20 protein-coding genes are annotated in these 18,852 nt (G+C 42.6%); 12 read left to right on the forward strand and 8 right to left on the reverse strand.

The window, feature by feature from the left end; all coding sequences use genetic code 11:
* The 12 genes from ACFFGT_RS04640 to ACFFGT_RS04695 form a co-directional block, all read left to right on the forward strand.
* The coding region (locus tag ACFFGT_RS04640; RefSeq protein WP_377021338.1) for a non-ribosomal peptide synthetase at positions 1-836 on the forward strand (836 nt) is incomplete at its 5' end.
* 9 nt (positions 837-845) lie between these two features.
* Positions 846-1,676, forward strand: coding sequence for a phytanoyl-CoA dioxygenase family protein (locus ACFFGT_RS04645; protein WP_377021339.1), 831 nt, complete (start codon positions 846-848; stop codon positions 1,674-1,676).
* 86 nt (positions 1,677-1,762) lie between these two features.
* Entirely contained in the window at positions 1,763-2,953 is a 1,191-nt protein-coding gene (locus ACFFGT_RS04650) for an alpha-mannosyltransferase (RefSeq protein ID WP_377021340.1), read from the forward strand.
* Positions 2,954-3,095: 142 nt separating this feature from the next.
* Entirely contained in the window at positions 3,096-3,782 is a 687-nt protein-coding gene (locus ACFFGT_RS04655) for a class I SAM-dependent methyltransferase (protein WP_377021341.1), read from the forward strand.
* 1,000 nt (positions 3,783-4,782) lie between these two features.
* Positions 4,783-5,133: a hypothetical protein gene (locus ACFFGT_RS04660; protein WP_377021342.1), complete on the forward strand. Its 351-nt coding sequence runs from the start codon at positions 4,783-4,785 to the stop codon at positions 5,131-5,133.
* 46 nt (positions 5,134-5,179) lie between these two features.
* On the forward strand, positions 5,180-6,886 hold the full coding sequence (locus tag ACFFGT_RS04665; RefSeq protein ID WP_377021343.1) for an FAD/NAD(P)-binding protein: 1,707 nt from the start codon (positions 5,180-5,182) through the stop codon (positions 6,884-6,886).
* Positions 6,883-7,440: a DUF1543 domain-containing protein gene (locus ACFFGT_RS04670; RefSeq protein ID WP_377021344.1), complete on the forward strand. Its 558-nt coding sequence runs from the start codon at positions 6,883-6,885 to the stop codon at positions 7,438-7,440. Before ACFFGT_RS04665 ends, ACFFGT_RS04670 begins: the two co-directional genes overlap by 4 nt.
* On the forward strand, positions 7,437-8,018 hold the full coding sequence (locus tag ACFFGT_RS04675; protein ID WP_377021345.1) for a hypothetical protein: 582 nt from the start codon (positions 7,437-7,439) through the stop codon (positions 8,016-8,018). Before ACFFGT_RS04670 ends, ACFFGT_RS04675 begins: the two co-directional genes overlap by 4 nt.
* Before the next feature lie 64 nt (positions 8,019-8,082).
* Entirely contained in the window at positions 8,083-8,751 is a 669-nt protein-coding gene (locus ACFFGT_RS04680; protein WP_377021346.1) for a flavodoxin family protein, read from the forward strand.
* 124 nt (positions 8,752-8,875) lie between these two features.
* Positions 8,876-9,259 (forward strand): TraR/DksA family transcriptional regulator, encoded by a 384-nt coding sequence (locus ACFFGT_RS04685; RefSeq protein WP_377021347.1) that lies wholly within the window; start codon positions 8,876-8,878, stop codon positions 9,257-9,259.
* Positions 9,256-9,480, forward strand: a complete 225-nt coding sequence (locus ACFFGT_RS04690) for a hypothetical protein (RefSeq protein ID WP_377021348.1) — start codon at positions 9,256-9,258, stop codon at positions 9,478-9,480. The genes ACFFGT_RS04685 and ACFFGT_RS04690 overlap by 4 nt, the downstream gene beginning before the upstream one ends.
* Positions 9,480-10,220 (forward strand): DUF72 domain-containing protein, encoded by a 741-nt coding sequence (locus tag ACFFGT_RS04695; RefSeq protein WP_377021349.1) that lies wholly within the window; start codon positions 9,480-9,482, stop codon positions 10,218-10,220. The genes ACFFGT_RS04690 and ACFFGT_RS04695 overlap by 1 nt, the downstream gene beginning before the upstream one ends.
* A gap of 16 nt (positions 10,221-10,236) precedes the next feature.
* Here the strand turns inward: ACFFGT_RS04695 and ACFFGT_RS04700 are convergent, their stop codons facing one another.
* The 8 genes from ACFFGT_RS04700 to ACFFGT_RS04735 all read right to left on the reverse strand — a co-directional run bounded on the left by ACFFGT_RS04700 (position 10,237) and on the right by ACFFGT_RS04735 (position 18,776).
* On the reverse strand, positions 10,237-11,370 hold the full coding sequence (locus ACFFGT_RS04700) for a hypothetical protein (RefSeq protein ID WP_377021350.1): 1,134 nt from the start codon (positions 11,368-11,370) through the stop codon (positions 10,237-10,239).
* 417 nt (positions 11,371-11,787) lie between these two features.
* Positions 11,788-12,519, reverse strand: coding sequence for an acyl-CoA desaturase (locus tag ACFFGT_RS04705; protein ID WP_377021419.1), 732 nt, complete (start codon positions 12,517-12,519; stop codon positions 11,788-11,790).
* A gap of 59 nt (positions 12,520-12,578) precedes the next feature.
* A complete protein-coding gene (locus ACFFGT_RS04710) occupies positions 12,579-12,800 on the reverse strand; it encodes a hypothetical protein (RefSeq protein ID WP_377021351.1) in 222 nt (73 codons plus the stop codon).
* Positions 12,797-13,228, reverse strand: a complete 432-nt coding sequence (locus tag ACFFGT_RS04715; RefSeq protein WP_377021352.1) for a response regulator — start codon at positions 13,226-13,228, stop codon at positions 12,797-12,799. Before ACFFGT_RS04715 ends, ACFFGT_RS04710 begins: the two co-directional genes overlap by 4 nt.
* Positions 13,228-13,503 carry a hypothetical protein gene (locus tag ACFFGT_RS04720; protein WP_377021353.1) on the reverse strand — a complete coding sequence of 92 codons (276 nt, stop codon included), beginning with the start codon at positions 13,501-13,503 and terminating at the stop codon, positions 13,228-13,230. The genes ACFFGT_RS04715 and ACFFGT_RS04720 overlap by 1 nt, the downstream gene beginning before the upstream one ends.
* Before the next feature lie 102 nt (positions 13,504-13,605).
* Positions 13,606-14,265, reverse strand: a complete 660-nt coding sequence (locus ACFFGT_RS04725) for a response regulator transcription factor (RefSeq protein ID WP_377021354.1) — start codon at positions 14,263-14,265, stop codon at positions 13,606-13,608.
* Between the two features lie 7 nt (positions 14,266-14,272).
* Complete coding sequence (locus ACFFGT_RS04730) at positions 14,273-15,838, reverse strand: PAS domain-containing sensor histidine kinase (protein WP_377021355.1); 1,566 nt, start codon at positions 15,836-15,838, stop codon at positions 14,273-14,275.
* Positions 15,816-18,776, reverse strand: a complete 2,961-nt coding sequence (locus ACFFGT_RS04735; RefSeq protein ID WP_377021356.1) for a CheR family methyltransferase — start codon at positions 18,774-18,776, stop codon at positions 15,816-15,818. Before ACFFGT_RS04735 ends, ACFFGT_RS04730 begins: the two co-directional genes overlap by 23 nt.
* Between the last annotated feature and the right edge of the window lie 76 nt (positions 18,777-18,852).

An 18,852-nucleotide genomic window follows, 5' to 3' on the forward strand; every position in this document is an offset into this window, starting at 1 on the left:
CCTACATCTTAGATGCCGGTTTAAAGTTACAGCCTGTAGGGGTAACGGGAGAGATCTGCGTAGGCGGGGCCGGAGTTGCGAGGGGTTATTTGAACCGCGAAGAGCTGAGCGCTGAGAAGTTTATTGCAAACCCATTCAAGCCCGGTGAACGCCTATACCGCACGGGGGACCTTGGCAGATGGCTTGCGGACGGCAATATAGAATACCAGGGCCGTTTAGACGACCAGGTAAAGGTCCGGGGTTACCGGATCGAATTAGGGGAGATCGAGAGCGCGCTAAACGGTCACAGTGATGTAAGCAGCTCGGTTGTACAGGCGCTGGATCTGGGCAGCGGCGAACGGGAGCTGGTAGCGTACGTGGTAAGCGGCACACTGCTGAATGTGCCGGAGCTTCGTCAGTACCTTCAGGAACGCTTGCCGGGCTATATGGTACCGGGCCATTATGTACAGCTGGAAGCATTACCGCTAACGGCAAACGGGAAGGTGGATAAAAAGCGGCTGCCCTCACCGGCGGGCCAGGAGCTTTCGGGTGGGACGGTTTACGAGGGAGCACGCAACGAGACGGAAGCCAGGCTGATCGGGATATGGGAAGAAGTGCTCGGCCGTAACGGGATCGGGATCCATGATAACTTTTTTGATTTAGGGGGGCATAGTTTGAAGGCGACCCGGTTGGCGGGCCATATCCATAAGGAGTTCGGTGTAAAAGTGTCGCTTCGCGACCTGTTCAGCCAAACGGTGCTTGTGGAGCAGGCGGAGCTGATCAGTTCAACCATATGGGTAAAAAATACCAATAACTTATCTCACGCAGAGATCGATAATGAAAAACTAATCTTTTAAATAAATCATATGAACCTAAATTCAGACCAGATATCCTTTTATAACGAAAATGGATATCTCAAACTTGATAACTATTTGAATGAGGAAGAGGTAGATATCTTGAGTGCCGAACTGCCGAAGACAATAGAAAAAAACTCTCCTCGAATAATCTTGGAAGACAACGGCTCTGTTAGATCAATATTTGCCCCTCACTTTGTAAATGAGACCTACAAAAAACTTGCCCGGTTAGAAAAATTTGTTGTTCCTTCAAAGCAGCTAATCGGACATGATGTATACATTCATCAATACAAGGTAAATACCAAAAAAGGCTTGAAGGGTGATTGGTGGGAGTGGCACCAGGATTTTCCTTACTGGCATATTGATGATGGTATTAAAGATCCTCATTTGGTATCCGTAATGATTTACCTTCAGGACACAGATTCCTCTAATGGCGCTCTTCTAATGGTACCCAAAAGCCATAAAATGGGAATAGTAAAATTCGCCAATAAAGGTGATTTGGCTAATGCTGCACCTGGTAAATATTCTGATCATAATAAAACAACTGATTATTCATCGTCTTTAAATGCCAACATAAAGTTTACAATTGACCCGGAATTATTAACTAAACTGGCTAATGATAACAGCATAGTAACAGCCAACGGAAAGAAGGGAACAGCGCTCTTTTTTCATGGTAACCTATTTCATGCTTCAAATATTAACCTCACTCCATTTGATCGGGACGCGATTATAATAACCTATAACAGCATAAATAACCTTCCGACGAATACAAAGAATCCAAGACCGGATTTTTTAGTTGGAAATGACTATGAATCGATAGAAAAATTGGAATACAGTCTCTGAGAATAGCGAAAATAATGAACTTACGGTCATATAGCTTATATATCGCCGTTTTCATTCAATCCAGCGCATATTATAAACCAACAATTATGAGGATAAGTGACCTTTTTCAAAGAGGACCTGTTAGAAATAGATTTACCGAAGATTTTTATCGTGAAAACAATTGCCGTTTGAGCGGAAGGCGAATTAGAAAAATGAGGAATGACTGGATTGCTTACGCAAGTAGCATTCCGCCATATCCAAATGTATATTCCGGACGTGGAATTGTGATATGCGCGGGCGGCTATATGTACGTTACATGTGCATGGATTAATATTTCGATGTTAAGGAAATCCGGGTGTTCCTTACCCGTCGAACTTTGGCATGAGGGAGGTGAAATCAATGAATCCATGAAAATGAAGTTTAAAGAACTTGGTGTAATATGCAAAGATTGTAAAGATTATTCCCAGGACTCTTTAAAGGGTTACGCTATGAAGCCTTTTTCGATTCTAAACAGCTCGTTTAAAGAAGTGTTGTTTTTAGATGCTGACAATAACTGTGTAAAAGACCCAACATACCTTTTTGATAGCAAGGAATACCTAAAAAGCGGAACGATTTTTTGGCCCGACGCCTGGACAACCCCAGATAGTAATCCCATTTGGAAAATAATTGGATGTAAAAGTGATAACTCTAAAGAACAGGAAAGCGGTCAAATATTAATTGATAAGGAAAAATGTTGGAAGGAACTTAATCTGTGTATTTATTTTAATGAAAACCGGGAACTGTATTACAAATTTTTACTTGGGGATAAAGACACCTTTAAGTTTGCATGGATGGCCTTAAAAAAAGAGTATTATATGATTTCAACTCCATTGAGTTATGCCGGATACACTACCTCAAATATGGATTTTTATGGAATGACAATGGTACAGCACGATGATAATGGTGAACCGGTTTTTCTGCACCGCAATCTCCTAAAGTGGGGGCAAATGAAAAACGACGAAATGTTGTGGACCACAATCAGGAAAATAAATGGCGATAACGTTAGGTTTAAGCCAATAACTTTAAAGTCGGGTAATTCAGTTATAAACATGGTTAGCATTGAGGGCGAAATTGAATGTATGTCTTTTAGAGAATTATTCGGCGACTATGAATTGAATTGTTTGCAGGTTTTAAAAGAATTAAGAAGCTGTAAAAGCTATCTTGATTTTCTCACTCATATAATCCTGTATCAAACACGCAGAACCAGCATGGAAGATTTGAGTCAGTCTTTTGAAAGAGGTGCTTATTTAATTGCATAAATAACAATTTGAACATAGCATTAAAGCTTCGTTATAGAAGTTTTTTGACAACTGAATACCTGTAGTTGATTATGAGTTATTCTTTTTTAATGTCAGTTTTTTATACTTGAGTATTTTATTTACCATTCCTTAATAAAAAAAAATGAATTTATCTGTACTTGCCAAATACAGCGAAAATCTTGAAAAGCGTTACGAATCTTTTCATTATGTGTTTAATAAACTTGCCTCCAAAAAAAATAATGTGATTGTTGAACTTGGGACATCAAGAAGTTTTGTAAGCGGTGGGATTCCGGGTTGTATGAGTGATAATATAAAATATTGGGATGAAAATGTTGTTGAAAATTGGGACTGGGGAGCCGGACTGTTTACAAGAATATGTGCGGAAGTAATTGATGGCTCAGAAAATATTTTCTATACTGTTGATCCGGACGAAAAAGCAATGAGAATTAGTAAAGCTATTACATTAGGATATGCGGAAAATATAAATTACCGCTTAGAGACTTCTACGGATTTCCTTAGGAACTTTACTCAAAAAATCGATTTGCTTTATATGGATCATCATGAAACTTGCGAAGAGGGTGCCCGGCTTCATCTGTTAGATAGTCAAATAATAATCGACAATGACCTTTTATCGAAAGATGCTCTGATTCTTATTGATGATATTCATTTAGAAAATTATAAATCGATGCCCGGCATATTACCCAAAACGAGCGAGGCGAGTTTAACTCCGGCCGAGCATTATGGAAAAGGAACATTTTCCATTCCGTATCTGCAGTCCAAAGGGTTCCGGCTGCTTTTTGAAGGTTATCAGATTATATTAGGCCGTTAGGAATTTGTGGGCTTTTCAGGAAGCGGAGGTTAGAAGTAAATTGAGCCTTAAATAATTGAGCTGAGCAAAAAAAACCACTACCTCCGCACAAAACTGTTGTAACGGACGTAGTGATTTTTTATAACCTGCTTTGTTACTTTGGCGGGAAAGATGTTGGTAATAAAAAGGCATGCTGATTTTATTCTCAATGCGATTATTAAAAAAGAATTCAATAACCAAATGTTTAAAGTGCTTAATGAAAGATCAGTTTGGCAGCACCGCTGGTATTATCCTCCAGGGTTCTGTAGTGATCGAATTTAAAAAGGCCATCAACGCGTCCTTTTCTTCTTTATTCAAATTCAACCGTTTCAGAAACGTTATTCTGATTGTGAATCAGAACATCACAACGAAGAGATAAAGCATATTTTAACTGTGATAGGTATAATGATAGGAGCGGGAACGGTGATTTATTATGGTTTGAAAGGTAGGAGAGTTTGACCTGTTGAATTTTGTTTTAATAGATCTTGTCAACCTGTATTACTGAGTGAAAAGTAAAGACCAGTGATTGTCAATACACAGTTTAACCATTTTTAAAAACAACTAAAACGTTTCACATATGTTTCACAATAGCTAAAATAAAAAAAGCTAACCTCTCAAATGGGTTAGCTTTTTTTCTTAGTTAAATAACTGATTTTGGTTATTTAAAGTGGAGCCGGAGGGGGCTTGGTCGAACCCCTTATTCCACTTTTAATGCTCTTGGAAGAGATGAAATTAATATAAAGCATATGAAAAATAGGCGACGAATTCTCCTGCGATTGCGGGGGACTTTTTTTGTTAAACGGTAAAAAGCTGATTATTTCTTTGATATCCGATTATATATCAACGTCAGTGCCCTTGACCTTTGAAGTGGGTAGTCAATTTATTAAAGCATTGAGATGGAATATTTCGTATTAATATAAAAAATATCCAAATAAAACTAAATGGAAAGCCTGTTGTAGTAGATATAAACATTGACAGCGGCATGAAACTCTTATTTTTTCAACTTAAACAAGGTTACCCTTTAATGGTGATCCCGGATACCGCTGCCCATTTGAATGGCCACACGATAATCACACATATGTACAGTATTTTCCTGGATATTGGTGCAGGCAATCCTTTGATAAGCAGGAGTAAGGAAAGCACCCTGCACCTGGAATGGATCAAAGATCCCGAGTATTTCGGTTACATTACCTTTGAACTGCCCGGCAAGCTCTTTACTTATACGGCAGATGGTCAGCGGGAATTAAATAATGATGAAGTGCAGGAGGTCATTGAGCACCTGAGCAATATCCGTGATAACCCGGCGCTTTGGAACCAAATGAACGACAATTAGCCGCAAGGTGTACTAACCCTTATCGAGTCCCATAAACCTGAATATATTGGAAAATAAAAAGCGCATCGCCATACTTGGCGGCGGCCCGAGCGGCCTGTTCATGTTTAAACGATTGGTAAACACCGGGAATACGGATCTCAGCATTACCATCTTCGAGCGGAAAAATAAGTTAGGATCGGGCATGCCCTACAGCGCCGAAGGGGCCAATGATGAGCATATTACCAACGTTTCGGGTAACGAGATTCCGCCCTTAGTTACTTCTCTGGACGACTGGGTTAAAACCGTTCCTAAAGATACGCTGGATAAATACCATATGGAGGCCGCCCGTTTCAATGAGTACAAAGTGCTGCCGCGTTTATTGTTTGGCCAATACCTTACCACGCAATTTGACCTGCTGCAAAAGCAAGCCCGGGAAGCCGGTGTTACTTATGCTATACAATATAAAACGACTGTAACCGATATTCTTGATCAGCCCGAAAAAGGCGTGGTCATCGTTGAAACCGGAGACGGAGAGCAAACCGAATTTGACCGGGTGATTATTTGTACAGGCCATAACTGGCCAAAAAAACATGAAGGAAGCGTTCCTGATTATTTTGATTCGCCGTATCCACCGGCCAAGCTGGCCTTGAAGCTCAACCATCCGGTTGCCATCAAAGGCTCATCCCTTACCGCGGTCGATGCTATCCGGACGCTGGCCCGCCATAACGGGACTTTTGATAAAGATAAAAGCGGTAAGTTGTTTTATAAACCTTTCTCCGATCATCCTGATTTTAAATTGGTAATGCATACCCGGAACGGCATGCTGCCCGCAGTACGTTTCCATTTGGAAGATTCGCACTTATCTAATGACAGCCTGCTGAGTAAAGATGAGATCAAAGCGCATATTAAAGCTAACAACGGTTTTTTGTCCCTGGATTATATTTTTGAACGGGACTTTAAATTGCCGATACAGGCAAAGGAACCGGAATTTTACGAAAAGATCAAAGACATGCGCCTGGAAGAATTTGTGGACGCTATGATGGCATTGCGCGAGGAAGTTGATCCTTTTCAATTATTAAAGGCAGAATATGCCGAAGCAGAGCAATCTATCAAACGTGAAAAATCCGTTTACTGGAAGGAAATGCTCGGTGTATTGAGTTTTTCGTTAAACTATCCTGCCAAACACCTTTCTGCAGAAGATATGCAGCGTTTGCAGCAATCGCTTACGCCGTTGATCTCTATTGTGATCGCCTACATCCCGCAAAGTTCCAGCGAGGAGTTATTAGCGTTACACCAGGCAGGCGTGCTGGAACTGATCCCGGTTGGTGATGAAAGCAGGGTAGAACCACATGAAAATGGTGGTGCTACCTACCATTATACAGATGAAGCTAAGAACGTGCAAAGTGTACACTACCAAACTTATGTGGATTGTGTGGGACAACCACATTTGGCCTTTGAAGAGCTTCCTTTCAAAAGCCTGATCGATGGACGTACTATTACACCTGCTAAACTCAAATTTAGCTCTGCGGATGAGGGGCTTAAAGCCATGAATGCCGGTAAGCCGGTTTCAAAAGATGACCATGGCGATTACTACCTGAAAGTTTCCGGAATCACCATCAATGATCATTTTCAGGTAGTGGACGCCTATGGGGCTTATAATGAACGTATTTATATGATGGCTGTGCCTTATATCGGTGGCTACAACCCTGATTATTCCGGTCTTGATTTTAGTGAAGAGGCCTCTGGTATCATTATTGAAAGATTAATGGCATGAAGTTATACTTGTTATTGTTAGGTGCCGAAGTCGCCGGAAGGGTGGTTGAACAACATGATTATTTCTTTGGCATTGCCGAAAGCCTGCCTGCCCTGGTGCCCGAAGTGTGGGCGTTTTGGCCGGATGCAGGTAGCAGTCTGCACATTGACGGCTGGCGGGAGGTTAACAAAGTAGATGATTTGGCAGTACGTGTTGTACCCGTAGGTGATGACAGCCCAGCTTCAGGCAACAAACTCTTCTTCTTGAACCTGGGTGGTTACACCAGCGGGAAGCTGGAAGAACAGCACTATACGGTGCTCACTGTACAAGACAGCCGTTTAGCTGCCATCCAGTTTACAAAGAAAAACCTATTCTTTAAAACCAACTCCCTGAAAGGCATAGCTACCGCTCACATCGATGAGAAATACGGTGTTGATGTGGACAGTGTTCACCACCTTGAGGACCTGCTTTCACCGGCTCAGAAAGCGAAATACCGTATTGTGTTTAACGACGGAACCGGCATGCCGGAAGATGAGATCCATTTAGGTTATTTTAAATTGGATAAGCTCAAATGAACCGCACCGATAAACTACTTAACTGGATAAAACAGCGGCATGAAGGTCAACTGATCAGGCGTACGACCGAGCCCTACGTCAACCACCTTGTTGCGGTTGCCGAATTAGCCTCTGTCATCCCGTTAGGCTACGAGACCGGCCTTTGTCATGATCTTTTTGAGGAAACAGAAACGACTAAGATGGAACTCTATTCGGCGCTGACCACTTTTGGTTATACAGACCCCGAAGCCCATTTTATCCTCAATTGCACCATAGAGCTAACCGATGTATTTACGAAAAAAAACTATCCCGATTTAAAGAAAAAAGCACGGAAGGCAAAAGAGGCCGCAAGATTGACTACGATAAGTTCTGCTGCACAAACCGTTAAATATGGTGATATGATCTATAATATAGGTTGGGTTTTAAAGTACGATCTCAAACACGCCGGAAAATACCTGCGGAAAAAACAACTGTTTTTGACGTCCATGACAAACGGAGATCAGGATCTGCACCAGAGAGCTTTAAAAATAGTCGATGATGCGCTTAGGTTTCTGAAGAATGAGCAGAACAACGTTCGGTACAAGTTGAGAGGATTATGATAGCCTTACGGAATCATCAGCTAATGTTAAAACAAAACATCGATCATCAAATTAAAATATACCTATGAAAGCATTAATCATCAATTGTACACTTAAGCGCAGCCCGGCTTTTTCCAACACCGGCGCGCTGGCGGAGAAAGCAGCGGAGCAATTAGAGGGACAGGGTTTCGAAATCGAGATCATCCGCCTGAATGATTACCATGTTTTAACCGGCAATTCTTCGGATGAGGGGGAAGGCGATCAATGGCCGCTTATCCTTGAAAAGATCAAAGCCTGCCAGATCTTTATTATAGCCACGCCGATATGGATGGGAAACCTCGCTTCTACATCGCAAAAAGTGATAGAAAGGCTGGACGCGATCTTTCGCGACGAAGAACTGAGCAGCAAAGAAAACGGTCAATATATGCCCTATAATAAAGTGGGTGGCTGTTTGATCACGGGCAATGAGGATGGTGCGCACAGCTGCGCAGCGCAGGTACTATGGGCCCTGCAGGAGGTGGGATTTACCATTCCTCCCAATGTGAATGCTTATTGGGTAGGAATGGCCGGCGGCGAAAAAGATTACGTTGAAGGCGGCGGAAAACATTATTTATACACCAACAAAACGCTCCGTTATATGACCGCCAACCTGGCCTGGTTTGCCAAACTGCTTGCTGCTAACCCGATAGGCACCAACCTATTGGAAGAGGATAAAAAAGCGGAAGCAGAAAGCGACAAAGAGGATGATGAATAACGTTTGGTCAGAAGGAATGAACAAACAAATAAAAGCTCCGAAAGGAGCTTTTATCTTACTTACGTAATAAACCCTCTTTTTTAATTATACCCAACTATTTACATAAATCATTGTTAACCCAATCATGCAACCAGAAAATAGTAAAACGAGATACAACGACACGGAATTAAATGAGTTCAAAACATTGATTAAAGATAAGATCAATGTCGCACGTGAAGAACTGCAGGACCTGGTTGGAACGCTCAGCGCTTCCGGATCTAACGGCGATGATGCAGCAATTGCCGGAAAAACGCTGGAAGATGGTTCGGCGACTTACGAGAAAGAACAAACCAACCAGTTGGCAGGACGACAGAAAAAGTTCATCGATCAGCTCGAGGCTGCACTTATTCGTATCGAAAACAAGACTTATGGAATTTGCCGTTCTACAGGTAAACTGATCCCGAAAGAACGCTTAATGGCAGTTCCACATACCACCCAAAGCATGGAAGCAAAACTTAAACAGGCATGAGCTCGGCATTTGTAAAGGAAGGGGAGGCCAGGCACCTCAAAGATGTTGCACCTAACTTAGGTGCACTGCTTTTCTTTTTGCGGGTAGAAAATAACGGCACGGTGATCCGCGATGAAAAAATCTACTTCAGCCAAAAACATGACCGTGATGTTTATGAAATGAGTGATGGATTAATCTATGCGTTGGATGATGACCATCACTGGTATATTATCCTCGACTGATGAAAGGAAAATTCTTTGGAGGCACCAGCGGTTTACAAATTGACCTGCCCAAACGCGATTTTCCGCCGGAATATAGTCACCTTTCAAGGTTGGGATATTATTCCTTACAGGAAAACAGTATTGAAATTAACAGCTCGTTTTACAAGATCCCGCAGTCCAAAACGATTGCGCGATGGGCGACAGAAGTAAGTGCTGATTTTCGTTTTACTTTCAAACTTTGGAAAGGGATCACCCATGAAAAAAACCTGTTTTTCAATCCGCAGGATGTCAGTTCCTTTATGGAAGCGATCAGGTTACCCGAAACGCAACAAGGGTGCTTATTGGTTCAGTTCCCACCGAGCCTGCAGGTAAACGCTTTGCCGCAATTAGAGGTATTGCTGGATATGCTAAGCACTGATACATGGCCTGTTGCTGTTGAATTCCGCCATTCGTCATGGTATAAGGACGATGTTTTTGAATTGCTAAGCAGGCATCAGGCAGCGATGGTATTACAGGATATGCCTAAGTCTGCCACACCGATGGAGATAACCCCTGATGAATTGGTTTATCTTCGTTTCCATGGCCCCTCAGGTAATTATAAGGGAAGCTACAGTGAAAGTTTTCTTTCTGAATATGCGTCTTATATCAACGAGTGGCAGGAGGAAGGTAAAAGCGTTTTTGTCTACTTTAATAATACGGCCGGGGCAGCGCTGGAAAATCTTCATTTATTAAAGCGCCTCCTGGTTGAACAAGATGTCTGATACCATGTCGGTTTAATTAAAGCTCATACGATGATGTCCGGTTAATTTCAATCACGAGCTCCTTGATCACTTCGCGTCCGCTTAGCCACCGCCTTAAACGGTTTACCCGCCGAATATCCTGCCTGTCTTTCAATTCGTAACCCTTTTTATAATAATCAGGCATCAAATCCTTCATTGCATTATGGACCGCTTCCAGCCTTCCATTTAATATAAGATCCGGATCGTTCTTCACCATGTCGGCCAGTGCGTCGGCCATGCTGGCCGCGTAATAGGGGCAATCCCAGTCGTGGTTATAGGGATGGTCGCCTTTGATATTTACCTTTTGCAGTGGATGGGAAAGATCTTCTATTATTTCTGTTATTCCAGGACCAAAGACATTGGAGTATTCTTCGATGAAATGATTCCACCAGCGCGGATGCTGCGGTAAATCCTTGAGCAATGTATCACAAACCGTAACACGTATTGGAAAGTCCGGGTTGGCTGGGTCCATCACTACAAGAGATGTCCCGAAATGTCCTTCCTGCAGCGAATGCCTGCTATAGATCACAAAGAATTGCGGCAGTGCTTCAACTTCATTTTGTATTGCAGCGGTAAGCATTTTGATCTCCTGCAACCTGTCTTCCAGGAAACCGCGTTTGAACAGAATGTGCAGCCGCCCTTCTGATTTTGCTGTGCAGCGCTTACTGTTCTCGTTAAATACATTCCCGTTTGCAGGGCGGCTCATAAAATGATTGCCGCTGTTATAACAAAGCGCCGACCCGGTGGGGTAGGTGCTGATATCGGCTGTATCACCTGCCTCTGTCTGTTTGTTCGGATGAACAGAGCGGAACGGCACATGCATATTTTCGCTATCCATCCTGCGGGCAAGATTATAGATCCGTTGCTCTGTATCGGCTAATAAAGGATCACCGTTAACAGGATCAAAATAAACAAACTTTGACCGCCGGCCTAAGTGACAGGCAATGATGCGGTTTTTTAATAACTGTTGGATAGGACGCCGCGTGTTAAGGAAAAAATCCCGCAGGGCGTCATTCCTGATATATTCGTCCAGAGGCTGTTCAAACTGGAGCAGCGTTTCTTCTTTGTGTCCGTTAACCCACTCGCGTAAAAATGAATGCACTTCCTGATCGAAAAAGAAATTGGCCGCCATTGCTGTTTCTTTTGTTAAAGCGCATCGTTCCATAACGTTTACAAGGGAGAAATAAAGCGTGAGCCATAAATATAACAAATAAAAGCCCGACGATGGGCCTTAACTATTTTAATTCACCGTATTTTCTAACTCCTTTATGGCGTAGCCTTCTGCAAATGCGAGAGGCGTTGTAATTTAAGCAGCAAGCAAACTGATCGCCACCTTAAACTTTCTGTATTGCCGTTACAGGCAGTTATGGTCATCACCTAATTTAGTTTCATCTTAAACACGCCTTTTTTTGTAATCATTCATAAATTGCTTGTAATCAGACTTAAATAGATAGGAACGAAGATCTGGAAATATCTTTTAAACAGTGATGAATAATTCAGCCGCCTTTGTTTTTAGATGTTTATGCATTCATGGAAACATGATGGTAAATTAATACACTTTTCTTAATTTGATGATCTTCAACCAGTGCATTACCTTCATCACCGGGTAAACAGGATCTATCTCGAACCAGCGTTTACCGAAATTGGCGCTATTGGGATGACGGTGATGGTTATTTTGAAATAGCTCGCCAAGCATCAGGAAATCAAATGGCGTTGTGTTTTTTGACTTGTCGTTGTTATTGAAATTGGTATAGCCATATTTATGGCCGCACCAATTGACGATAGCACCATGAATAGGCCCCATCAGGTAATGAATAGGTAGTAAAAGAAAAAGCCACCAATGTGTAGCAAAAATAATGTAAAAGCAGGTATAAGCTAAGGCGAAAATGATCCTTGAAAGCAGGGATGAACCCATACGGTCAATGAGCGGCCATTCGGGATAGTAGCCGTTAAAACACGCATCAGGTTCCCTGGTTCTTTTTAAATGATCCTTAAAGGTATGCACCGTTGCTTTAACCATCTGAAAAATGTCGGTAAAGAAATGCGGCGAATGCGGATCTTTCTCTGTATCGCTATAAGCATGGTGTTCACGGTGCATAGTTGCGTAAGCACGGGGATTTAAAAATGAAGCCCCTTCAAAAAAGTAAGCCATAAGATAGAATACCCGTTCCCAGGTCTTACTCGTTGTAAACATGCGATGGGATGCGTAGCGATGCTGGAAAAATGTTTGAAAAAACAAAGACAGAAACCAGTGGGCAATAAAAAATGAAAAGATGATCAACATAAATTTTATTTATAATATAGTGCAATAGATAAGGCGCGGATAAAAGCCGTATATGATTATAAAGCCAGTTTTGTGAGTTTTTCAGCAATCTTTTCCGCATACAACGGACTGATGTTCTCCGGGATAGTATGCCATCGTTCCTCTTTGCGGAAAAGCAGGATATTCCTTTTGCCGGGTATTAAAATCACCCATCCCGGAAAGGTGAAGTTTTTTACGGGATGTATTTTGAGCTCCATTATTTTCCCGGTTTCCGGCTCCTGCACAGTAATGATCGTCATAACGCCGAATAATGTTGGTGACCATACCCATTACTTTCTTTAGCATTTTTCAAATCAGTTTCCGATATTCTGTTAATGAGTAAATTAATCCGGGAGAGGAGTGTATCCATACTAAACGGTTTAGCGATAAAATCATCGCAGCCATAGGTTCCTTTTTCGATGCCTTTATTTGAATATGCTGTAAAAATGATAATCGGGATAGCTTTAAATTCCGGGTGCTTTTTCAATTGGGTACACCAGTCACCACCATTTGTTCCACCTAATGAAAAATCTATCAGGATCAGCGAAGGTTGATACAACTGTACCAAACTTAAGAGGTCATCAGTTCTTTCTATAATTTCCACATCAAAACCCTCGTAATCCAGCAACACCTGTAAAACATCCAGTACGGCACCGTCATCATCAAATATCAATATCCGCTTTCCCATCAGCTTATTTCTGTGTAAATATTGATCTCACCCAGGTCAACCAGCACTATAGTTTCATCAATCCCCATGGCCATCTGCCGCGGCTCTTCGTCTATTTTAAAATAGGTATCAAATCTCTCCGGTAATTTTTTTAGTAAGGGGGCGCGTTTTACAGGTAACAGGGTAATACAAAGATCAGCATCCTCACCTAAAATGTTTGTGGTTCGTGATAGGCAGTACCGGTAACCCCGTCCGATCAGGGTTTCCAACAACTCAATGGTTAAGATTTTTTGCATAGCCGTGGATTTATTTCAAAGATACCCGGCCAGATTTTTCCTTTAGTGGTTATAATACCCTTTGGCTTATGTGGTTTTTACTTCATGTTGTTGTAATTGGCTTCAGATGATACCATTAAGCATGGCAAAACGGACCAAAGCGATCGTATTCCGCGAACCTGTTTTGTCGATCAGCTGCTGCCGGTGGTTCTCAACGGTCCGCTTGCTGGTAAAAAGTTTGTCTGCCACTTCCTGGTTGGTAAAACCTTCAGATAGCAAAGTCAGGATCTCTACATCGAGCGCGGAGAATTCTATATTTTCGATATTTTCATTGGTAATTGGATCAGGAATGGTAAGCAGGCGGTTCAGGAAACGCCCGGATAGTTCAGCGCAAATATATTGTCCGAATTCATACGTGTGACAAATGGCAAAGATCAGTTCGGCAGTGCTGATGTTTTTGAGCAGGTAGCCGCAGGCACCAGATTTAAAAGCTTTGACTACATATTTTTCGGTATCCAGAGCGCTTAAAATGATCACCCTCGCATCAGGGTAGTCCCGTTTTAAACGTTCGGTCAATTCTATTCCCCCCATAACAGGCATGTTCATATCTACCAGTATAATATCTGCTTTAATACCTTGTTCAAGCAAACGAAGCACCTCGATACCGTTATTTGCCTCGCCGGTTATCTGAAACGATTTTTCCTTTTCCAGCATGGATTTAATTCCCCCTCTGACAATCAGATGGTCATCTGCTAATATGATATTGATCGGCAATTTCGTCATTTGGTAATTATTCAGGTTTTATTTCGAGGGTAATTTTGACCATAGTGCCCATTCCTGGTTTAGAATTAATGGTGATACATCCATTATATAAACTTAACCGGTTCCTGATGCTGCTAAGTCCGGAACCTGTTGCGATATCTTCCTGTTTTACCATTTCAAAGCCCTTGCCATTATCTGATACGGATAATTCAATGTTTTTGCTTTTTTTGACCTCAATGGTGATTAAACTGGCCTCCGAGTGTTTCATTGCGTTATTAAGAAGTTCCTGCAAAATCCTGAATATATTGGCTTCAATCGGCAGGCCCAGCCGTTCATTCAGGCGGGTAAGCTTTGTTTTAATAACCATCTTCGGTGTGGTTAAACGACGGGCCATCTCATCTATCGTGGCCCTTAACCCAAAATCGTTGAGGATAGCAGGAGCGAGCTCAAATGAAATGTTCCGTGTTTCCAACACTGCCATGTCGAGCAGTTTGTAAACATCACGCATTATTTCCACAGGATTATCTGCATCTAACAGGGTTCCCAGCTTGATCCTGATACCATATAGTAACTGACTAACGCCGTCATGCAAAGCCTCGCTGATTCGGGATCGTTCATTTTCTTCCGCATGGATAGTCGCCAGTGCGATATTTCTTTGCTGCTCGTGTTTAATGTTTATGGCTTCCCGTTCGAGATCTTTTTTAGCCGTTATGTCCATCATGATGCCCACAAACCGGTTTGGATGCCCGGGTTCGGTGATCACATGGCCCCGGATGCTTGCAAAGCGGGTATTACCGCTTTGGTTATCGAAGCGGCAGACAAGGTCGATAGATATTTGATTATTAAGTGCAACCCGAAATTGTTGGTCCACGCTTATGCGGTCATCGGGATGGATCAGGTTGATAAATGTCTGGTACCGGCCGTCAAATTTACCGCCCGGTATGGCGCAGGTCTGGTAGTTGAACTCGTCCAGGTAAAATTTCATGGTGTCCAACTCCAGCTCCCAGGTACCGGAGGATGAGGCCTCCAGGGCAAGCTCCAGTCGCTCCTTTGTTTTGGCCAGCACTTTTTCGGCCTCAACCCTTTCTGTTATATCCATAACTGCAATATCACATTGCAGCGGTAATGTACGGGCAGGAGAAATGGCTATACCTTCCATCTGAACATAAAATTCACGCCCTTTCCTGGAAATCATTTTCAACTGGCCGCTTTGTTTTTTTCCACTATTCAGCATTTCACGAAAAAAGAGGTGATAAGCATCCCGGTAATCCGTTGCCACGAAACTTTGCAGCCTGTTGCCAACTATATTACCTTTACCGGTTTCTAATAGTGAAATTCCGGCATTGTTGGCATCTCCAATCAATCCATCCTTGTCAAGGATATAATAGCCAATAGGGGCAAGGTCATATATACCGGAAAACTTGAGCTGTTGCAGTTCCAGTTTTTCGTTCACGATACGCAGCTCGTCGTTCTGCATTTCCAGTTCAGCCTGGTGCAAGTGCAGTTCCTCCAGCACTTTTTGCATGCGCAGTTCGTTTGATGAACCTGTAACGGGTTCTCTTATCAAATCTTTATGCGCTGTCTTGGTTTTCATTGATCCTTAAAACAATTAAAGGCGTCGTTTCGGTTTGCTCAAAAAATGGGCGGGCAGTTAGCTGGTAAACTTTGGGTTGTTTTGTTTTAGTGGTTACGGCCGCTGAAACTTCTTTTCGTTCACTTAGACACTGCTTAAACAAATATTCGGGCTCTTCTGTTTTCCATAGTTTTTTCAAAAATTCAACAGCGCTTTGCCCTTGTAGGTCATGCTGGGCTATGTTAAATAACTTCAGGGCCAGGATATTTGCACCTGAAATATGGAAATCCTTGTCCATTTGAATGACAGCGTCGGGAAGCTCATTTAAGATGGAAGCAGCATAATCCTTTAAAACTTCCAATTTAGACTGCATCTGTTTAAAATCAGTGATCTGGGTTAACGTCAATACTGCCCCGGAAATGTAGTTATCCAGGGTGCGGTAAGGCATGATCCTTACGCGATACCATTCATTATCCTTCGTACGCAGATCCGTAACCTTAATGGTTAGTTTATCGATCACCTCCCGGATATCATTTTCATTTATAGGCTGTTCAAAATTAGAAACCACATGATTGATCGGTCGTCCTACATCACTCGCAATCAGGTTGAATAAATGCCTGACTTGCGGGGTATAACGAAGGATGTTAAGATCATTGTCAAGGAAAAGTGTGCAAACCTCTGTGGCATCCAGCAGGTTTTTCATATCGTTATTTAGCCTGGTTAGTTCTTCTGCTTTTAACTGGTACTGGCTGTTTACCGTCATCAATTCCTCATTCAGCGACTGCATTTCTTCTTTTGTGGTCAGCGATTCTTCATTGGTGCTTTGGAGTTCTTCGTTGGTGCTTTGCAATTCTTCGTTACTTAACCTAAGCTTTTCCATTGAGCCTTCCATTTGCTCAACAGTAGTAGTTAGCTGCTGCTTGGTGTAAACCAGTTCTTTTTTTAGTGCTTCCGTAACCGAATTTCTATTGGTTAGGGAAGACTGAAGATCTGGTTTCTTGTCCGTTTTGATCAGCCCGTGATCTTCAAATACAAACAACACCAGTGAAGGCGCCTCCTGCTCTCTTACCGATGTAACCCGTATGCTAACCAACCGCAAATCCTTACCTTCTTTCAAAGTGATATCGTCCAGAGTCAGGGTATCATCGCTGTTAAGCGCCTGGTGTAAGCTGCTGGATAGCGCATATTTGAGTTCTTCGCGGGCCAGCTTTAAAATATTGTTCGCAACTGTTTCGCCACGGGGTAGTTCAAGGTATTTGCCTGTGTTGCCGTTATTATACAATATATCGCCTTTTTCATTAACCAAAACAGATGGAGGCAGGAATTTATCGATCAATATTTTATTGAAAATATCTGTAAAAGAGCGTTTTTGCTTGGGAATGCTCACATCATTTGATTTTAAGGTGTGTAAATACTGTTTAGTGGTATGAAAAGGGAAATCGATCATATTGCCCAGCATGATGTTGCCTTCCTGCCGGTTAAATATTTTCCATTTTGGATCGAGGGAGCGGAACATATCTGTAAAGCCGCCAATCGTTTCGGCCGGGCCCATAAACATGATCCCATTTGGATTGAGGGCGTAGTAGAATAATGGAATGATCCTTTTCTGTAGCTCAGGTGTGAAATAAATGAGCATATTACGACAGCAAAGCAGGTCGAGTTTGATAAAAGGCGGGTCTTTGATCAGGTTTTGTTGTGCAAAAACGATTATGTCCCTTAGTTCCTTTTTTACACGAAAACGATCCTCTTCGCGGGTAAAAAATTTCTTCAGGCGTTCGGGTGATACTTCGGCTACTATATTTTCATGATAAACGCCAGCTCGCGCATGCTCCAGCGCAGCCGGGTCAAGATCCGTGGCATAGATCTGGATTTTGGATATGATCTTACGCTTAAGTGTATCAATGCATTCCATCAGTAACATAGCAACTGAATACGCTTCTTCCCCTGTAGAGCATCCTGCTACCCACACCCTTACAGGGTCATCATCTTTTTTTTGCCGGATCAGTTCTTTCAGTAACAGTTTTAACGATTCGAAGGCGCCGGCATCCCTGAAAAATTTGGTCACCCCGATCAGTAGTTCATTGAACAGGCTATCAATCTCCTCCGGGTTATCTTTGAGATAGCCTGCGTATTGCGCATAATCTGTAAACTGGTAATAAGCGATCCTGCGCTCAATCCGGCGGGTAATTGTGCTTTTTTTATATAAGGCAAAATCATTTCCTGTGTGCGAACGCAGTAACATCAATATTTTTTGGATGGCATTGTTGTTTTTTAATGACATCTTCAGGCTATCATCAGCCTCCTCCGCAATGACCGGATGGTTCAGGTACTCGATGATCCTTAACGGCATTTCTTCCGGTGCAAGTACATAATCTACCAGGTTGGTGCCGATGGCAGCTAAAGGCATGCTATCGTAATCAGCAGTATCCGGATCCTGCGCAATGGTCATGCCCAGGTTTTCTTTGATCATCCGTATACCGGTTTCACCATCTGCACCCATTCCCGAAAGAACAACGGCTACAGATCTGTTCCACTGGTCATTGGCCAGGCTCTGGAAAAAGTAATCGATAGGCTGCCGGATGCCTTCAGGTTTCGATGCGGCCAGCAGCAGGAGTTTGCCATTATGGATCCCCATATCCTTATTGGAGGGGATGATATAAATGTGATCGGGGGCAACTAACATGCCATCGGTGGCTTCAATTACAGGGATAGCGGTATAACGTTGCATCACCTCGGAGAGCTGGCTTTTGTGCAGCGGATCAAGGTGCATAATAATCACAATGGCCACCCCGCTGTTGGCCGGCATATGTGCGAAGAATTTTTCGTAGGCAGAGAAAGAACCGGCTGATCCGCCGATGGCAATAACCGGAAATGATTTTGGCTTCTTATTGCTGCCGGACTTTACAGGCTTCTTTTTTTGAGCTGTTTCCGGTGCAACCGCTTTTATTGACTTGATCATCTGGTGCCTGCCTGATTGTTTGATAAGGTTAAAGGTAATTATAATCAACAGCAATCAAGTATTTACCGCCGCCCGG

It is taken from the genome of Mucilaginibacter angelicae, assembly GCF_042434235.1.
Classification (GTDB): domain Bacteria; phylum Bacteroidota; class Bacteroidia; order Sphingobacteriales; family Sphingobacteriaceae; genus Mucilaginibacter; species Mucilaginibacter angelicae.

Excerpts from the sequence above, each read along its gene's own strand:
- ACFFGT_RS04645 (WP_377021339.1), top strand. The coding sequence starts at position 846 with ATGAACCTAAATTCAGACCAGATATCCTTTTATAACGAAAATGGATAT.
- ACFFGT_RS04650 (WP_377021340.1), top strand. The coding sequence starts at position 1,763 with ATGAGGATAAGTGACCTTTTTCAAAGAGGACCTGTTAGAAATAGATTT.
- ACFFGT_RS04655 (WP_377021341.1), top strand. The coding sequence starts at position 3,096 with ATGAATTTATCTGTACTTGCCAAATACAGCGAAAATCTTGAAAAGCGT.
- ACFFGT_RS04660 (WP_377021342.1), top strand. The coding sequence starts at position 4,783 with ATGAAACTCTTATTTTTTCAACTTAAACAAGGTTACCCTTTAATGGTG.
- ACFFGT_RS04670 (WP_377021344.1), top strand. The coding sequence starts at position 6,883 with ATGAAGTTATACTTGTTATTGTTAGGTGCCGAAGTCGCCGGAAGGGTG.
- ACFFGT_RS04675 (WP_377021345.1), top strand. The coding sequence starts at position 7,437 with ATGAACCGCACCGATAAACTACTTAACTGGATAAAACAGCGGCATGAA.
- ACFFGT_RS04680 (WP_377021346.1), top strand. The coding sequence starts at position 8,083 with ATGAAAGCATTAATCATCAATTGTACACTTAAGCGCAGCCCGGCTTTT.
- ACFFGT_RS04685 (WP_377021347.1), top strand. The coding sequence starts at position 8,876 with ATGCAACCAGAAAATAGTAAAACGAGATACAACGACACGGAATTAAAT.
- ACFFGT_RS04690 (WP_377021348.1), top strand. The coding sequence starts at position 9,256 with ATGAGCTCGGCATTTGTAAAGGAAGGGGAGGCCAGGCACCTCAAAGAT.
- ACFFGT_RS04695 (WP_377021349.1), top strand. The coding sequence starts at position 9,480 with ATGAAAGGAAAATTCTTTGGAGGCACCAGCGGTTTACAAATTGACCTG.
- ACFFGT_RS04700 (WP_377021350.1), bottom strand. The coding sequence starts at position 11,370 with ATGGCGGCCAATTTCTTTTTCGATCAGGAAGTGCATTCATTTTTACGC.
- ACFFGT_RS04710 (WP_377021351.1), bottom strand. The coding sequence starts at position 12,800 with ATGACGATCATTACTGTGCAGGAGCCGGAAACCGGGAAAATAATGGAG.
- ACFFGT_RS04715 (WP_377021352.1), bottom strand. The coding sequence starts at position 13,228 with ATGGGAAAGCGGATATTGATATTTGATGATGACGGTGCCGTACTGGAT.
- ACFFGT_RS04720 (WP_377021353.1), bottom strand. The coding sequence starts at position 13,503 with ATGCAAAAAATCTTAACCATTGAGTTGTTGGAAACCCTGATCGGACGG.
- ACFFGT_RS04725 (WP_377021354.1), bottom strand. The coding sequence starts at position 14,265 with ATGACGAAATTGCCGATCAATATCATATTAGCAGATGACCATCTGATT.
- ACFFGT_RS04730 (WP_377021355.1), bottom strand. The coding sequence starts at position 15,838 with ATGAAAACCAAGACAGCGCATAAAGATTTGATAAGAGAACCCGTTACA.
- ACFFGT_RS04735 (WP_377021356.1), bottom strand. The coding sequence starts at position 18,776 with ATGATCAAGTCAATAAAAGCGGTTGCACCGGAAACAGCTCAAAAAAAG.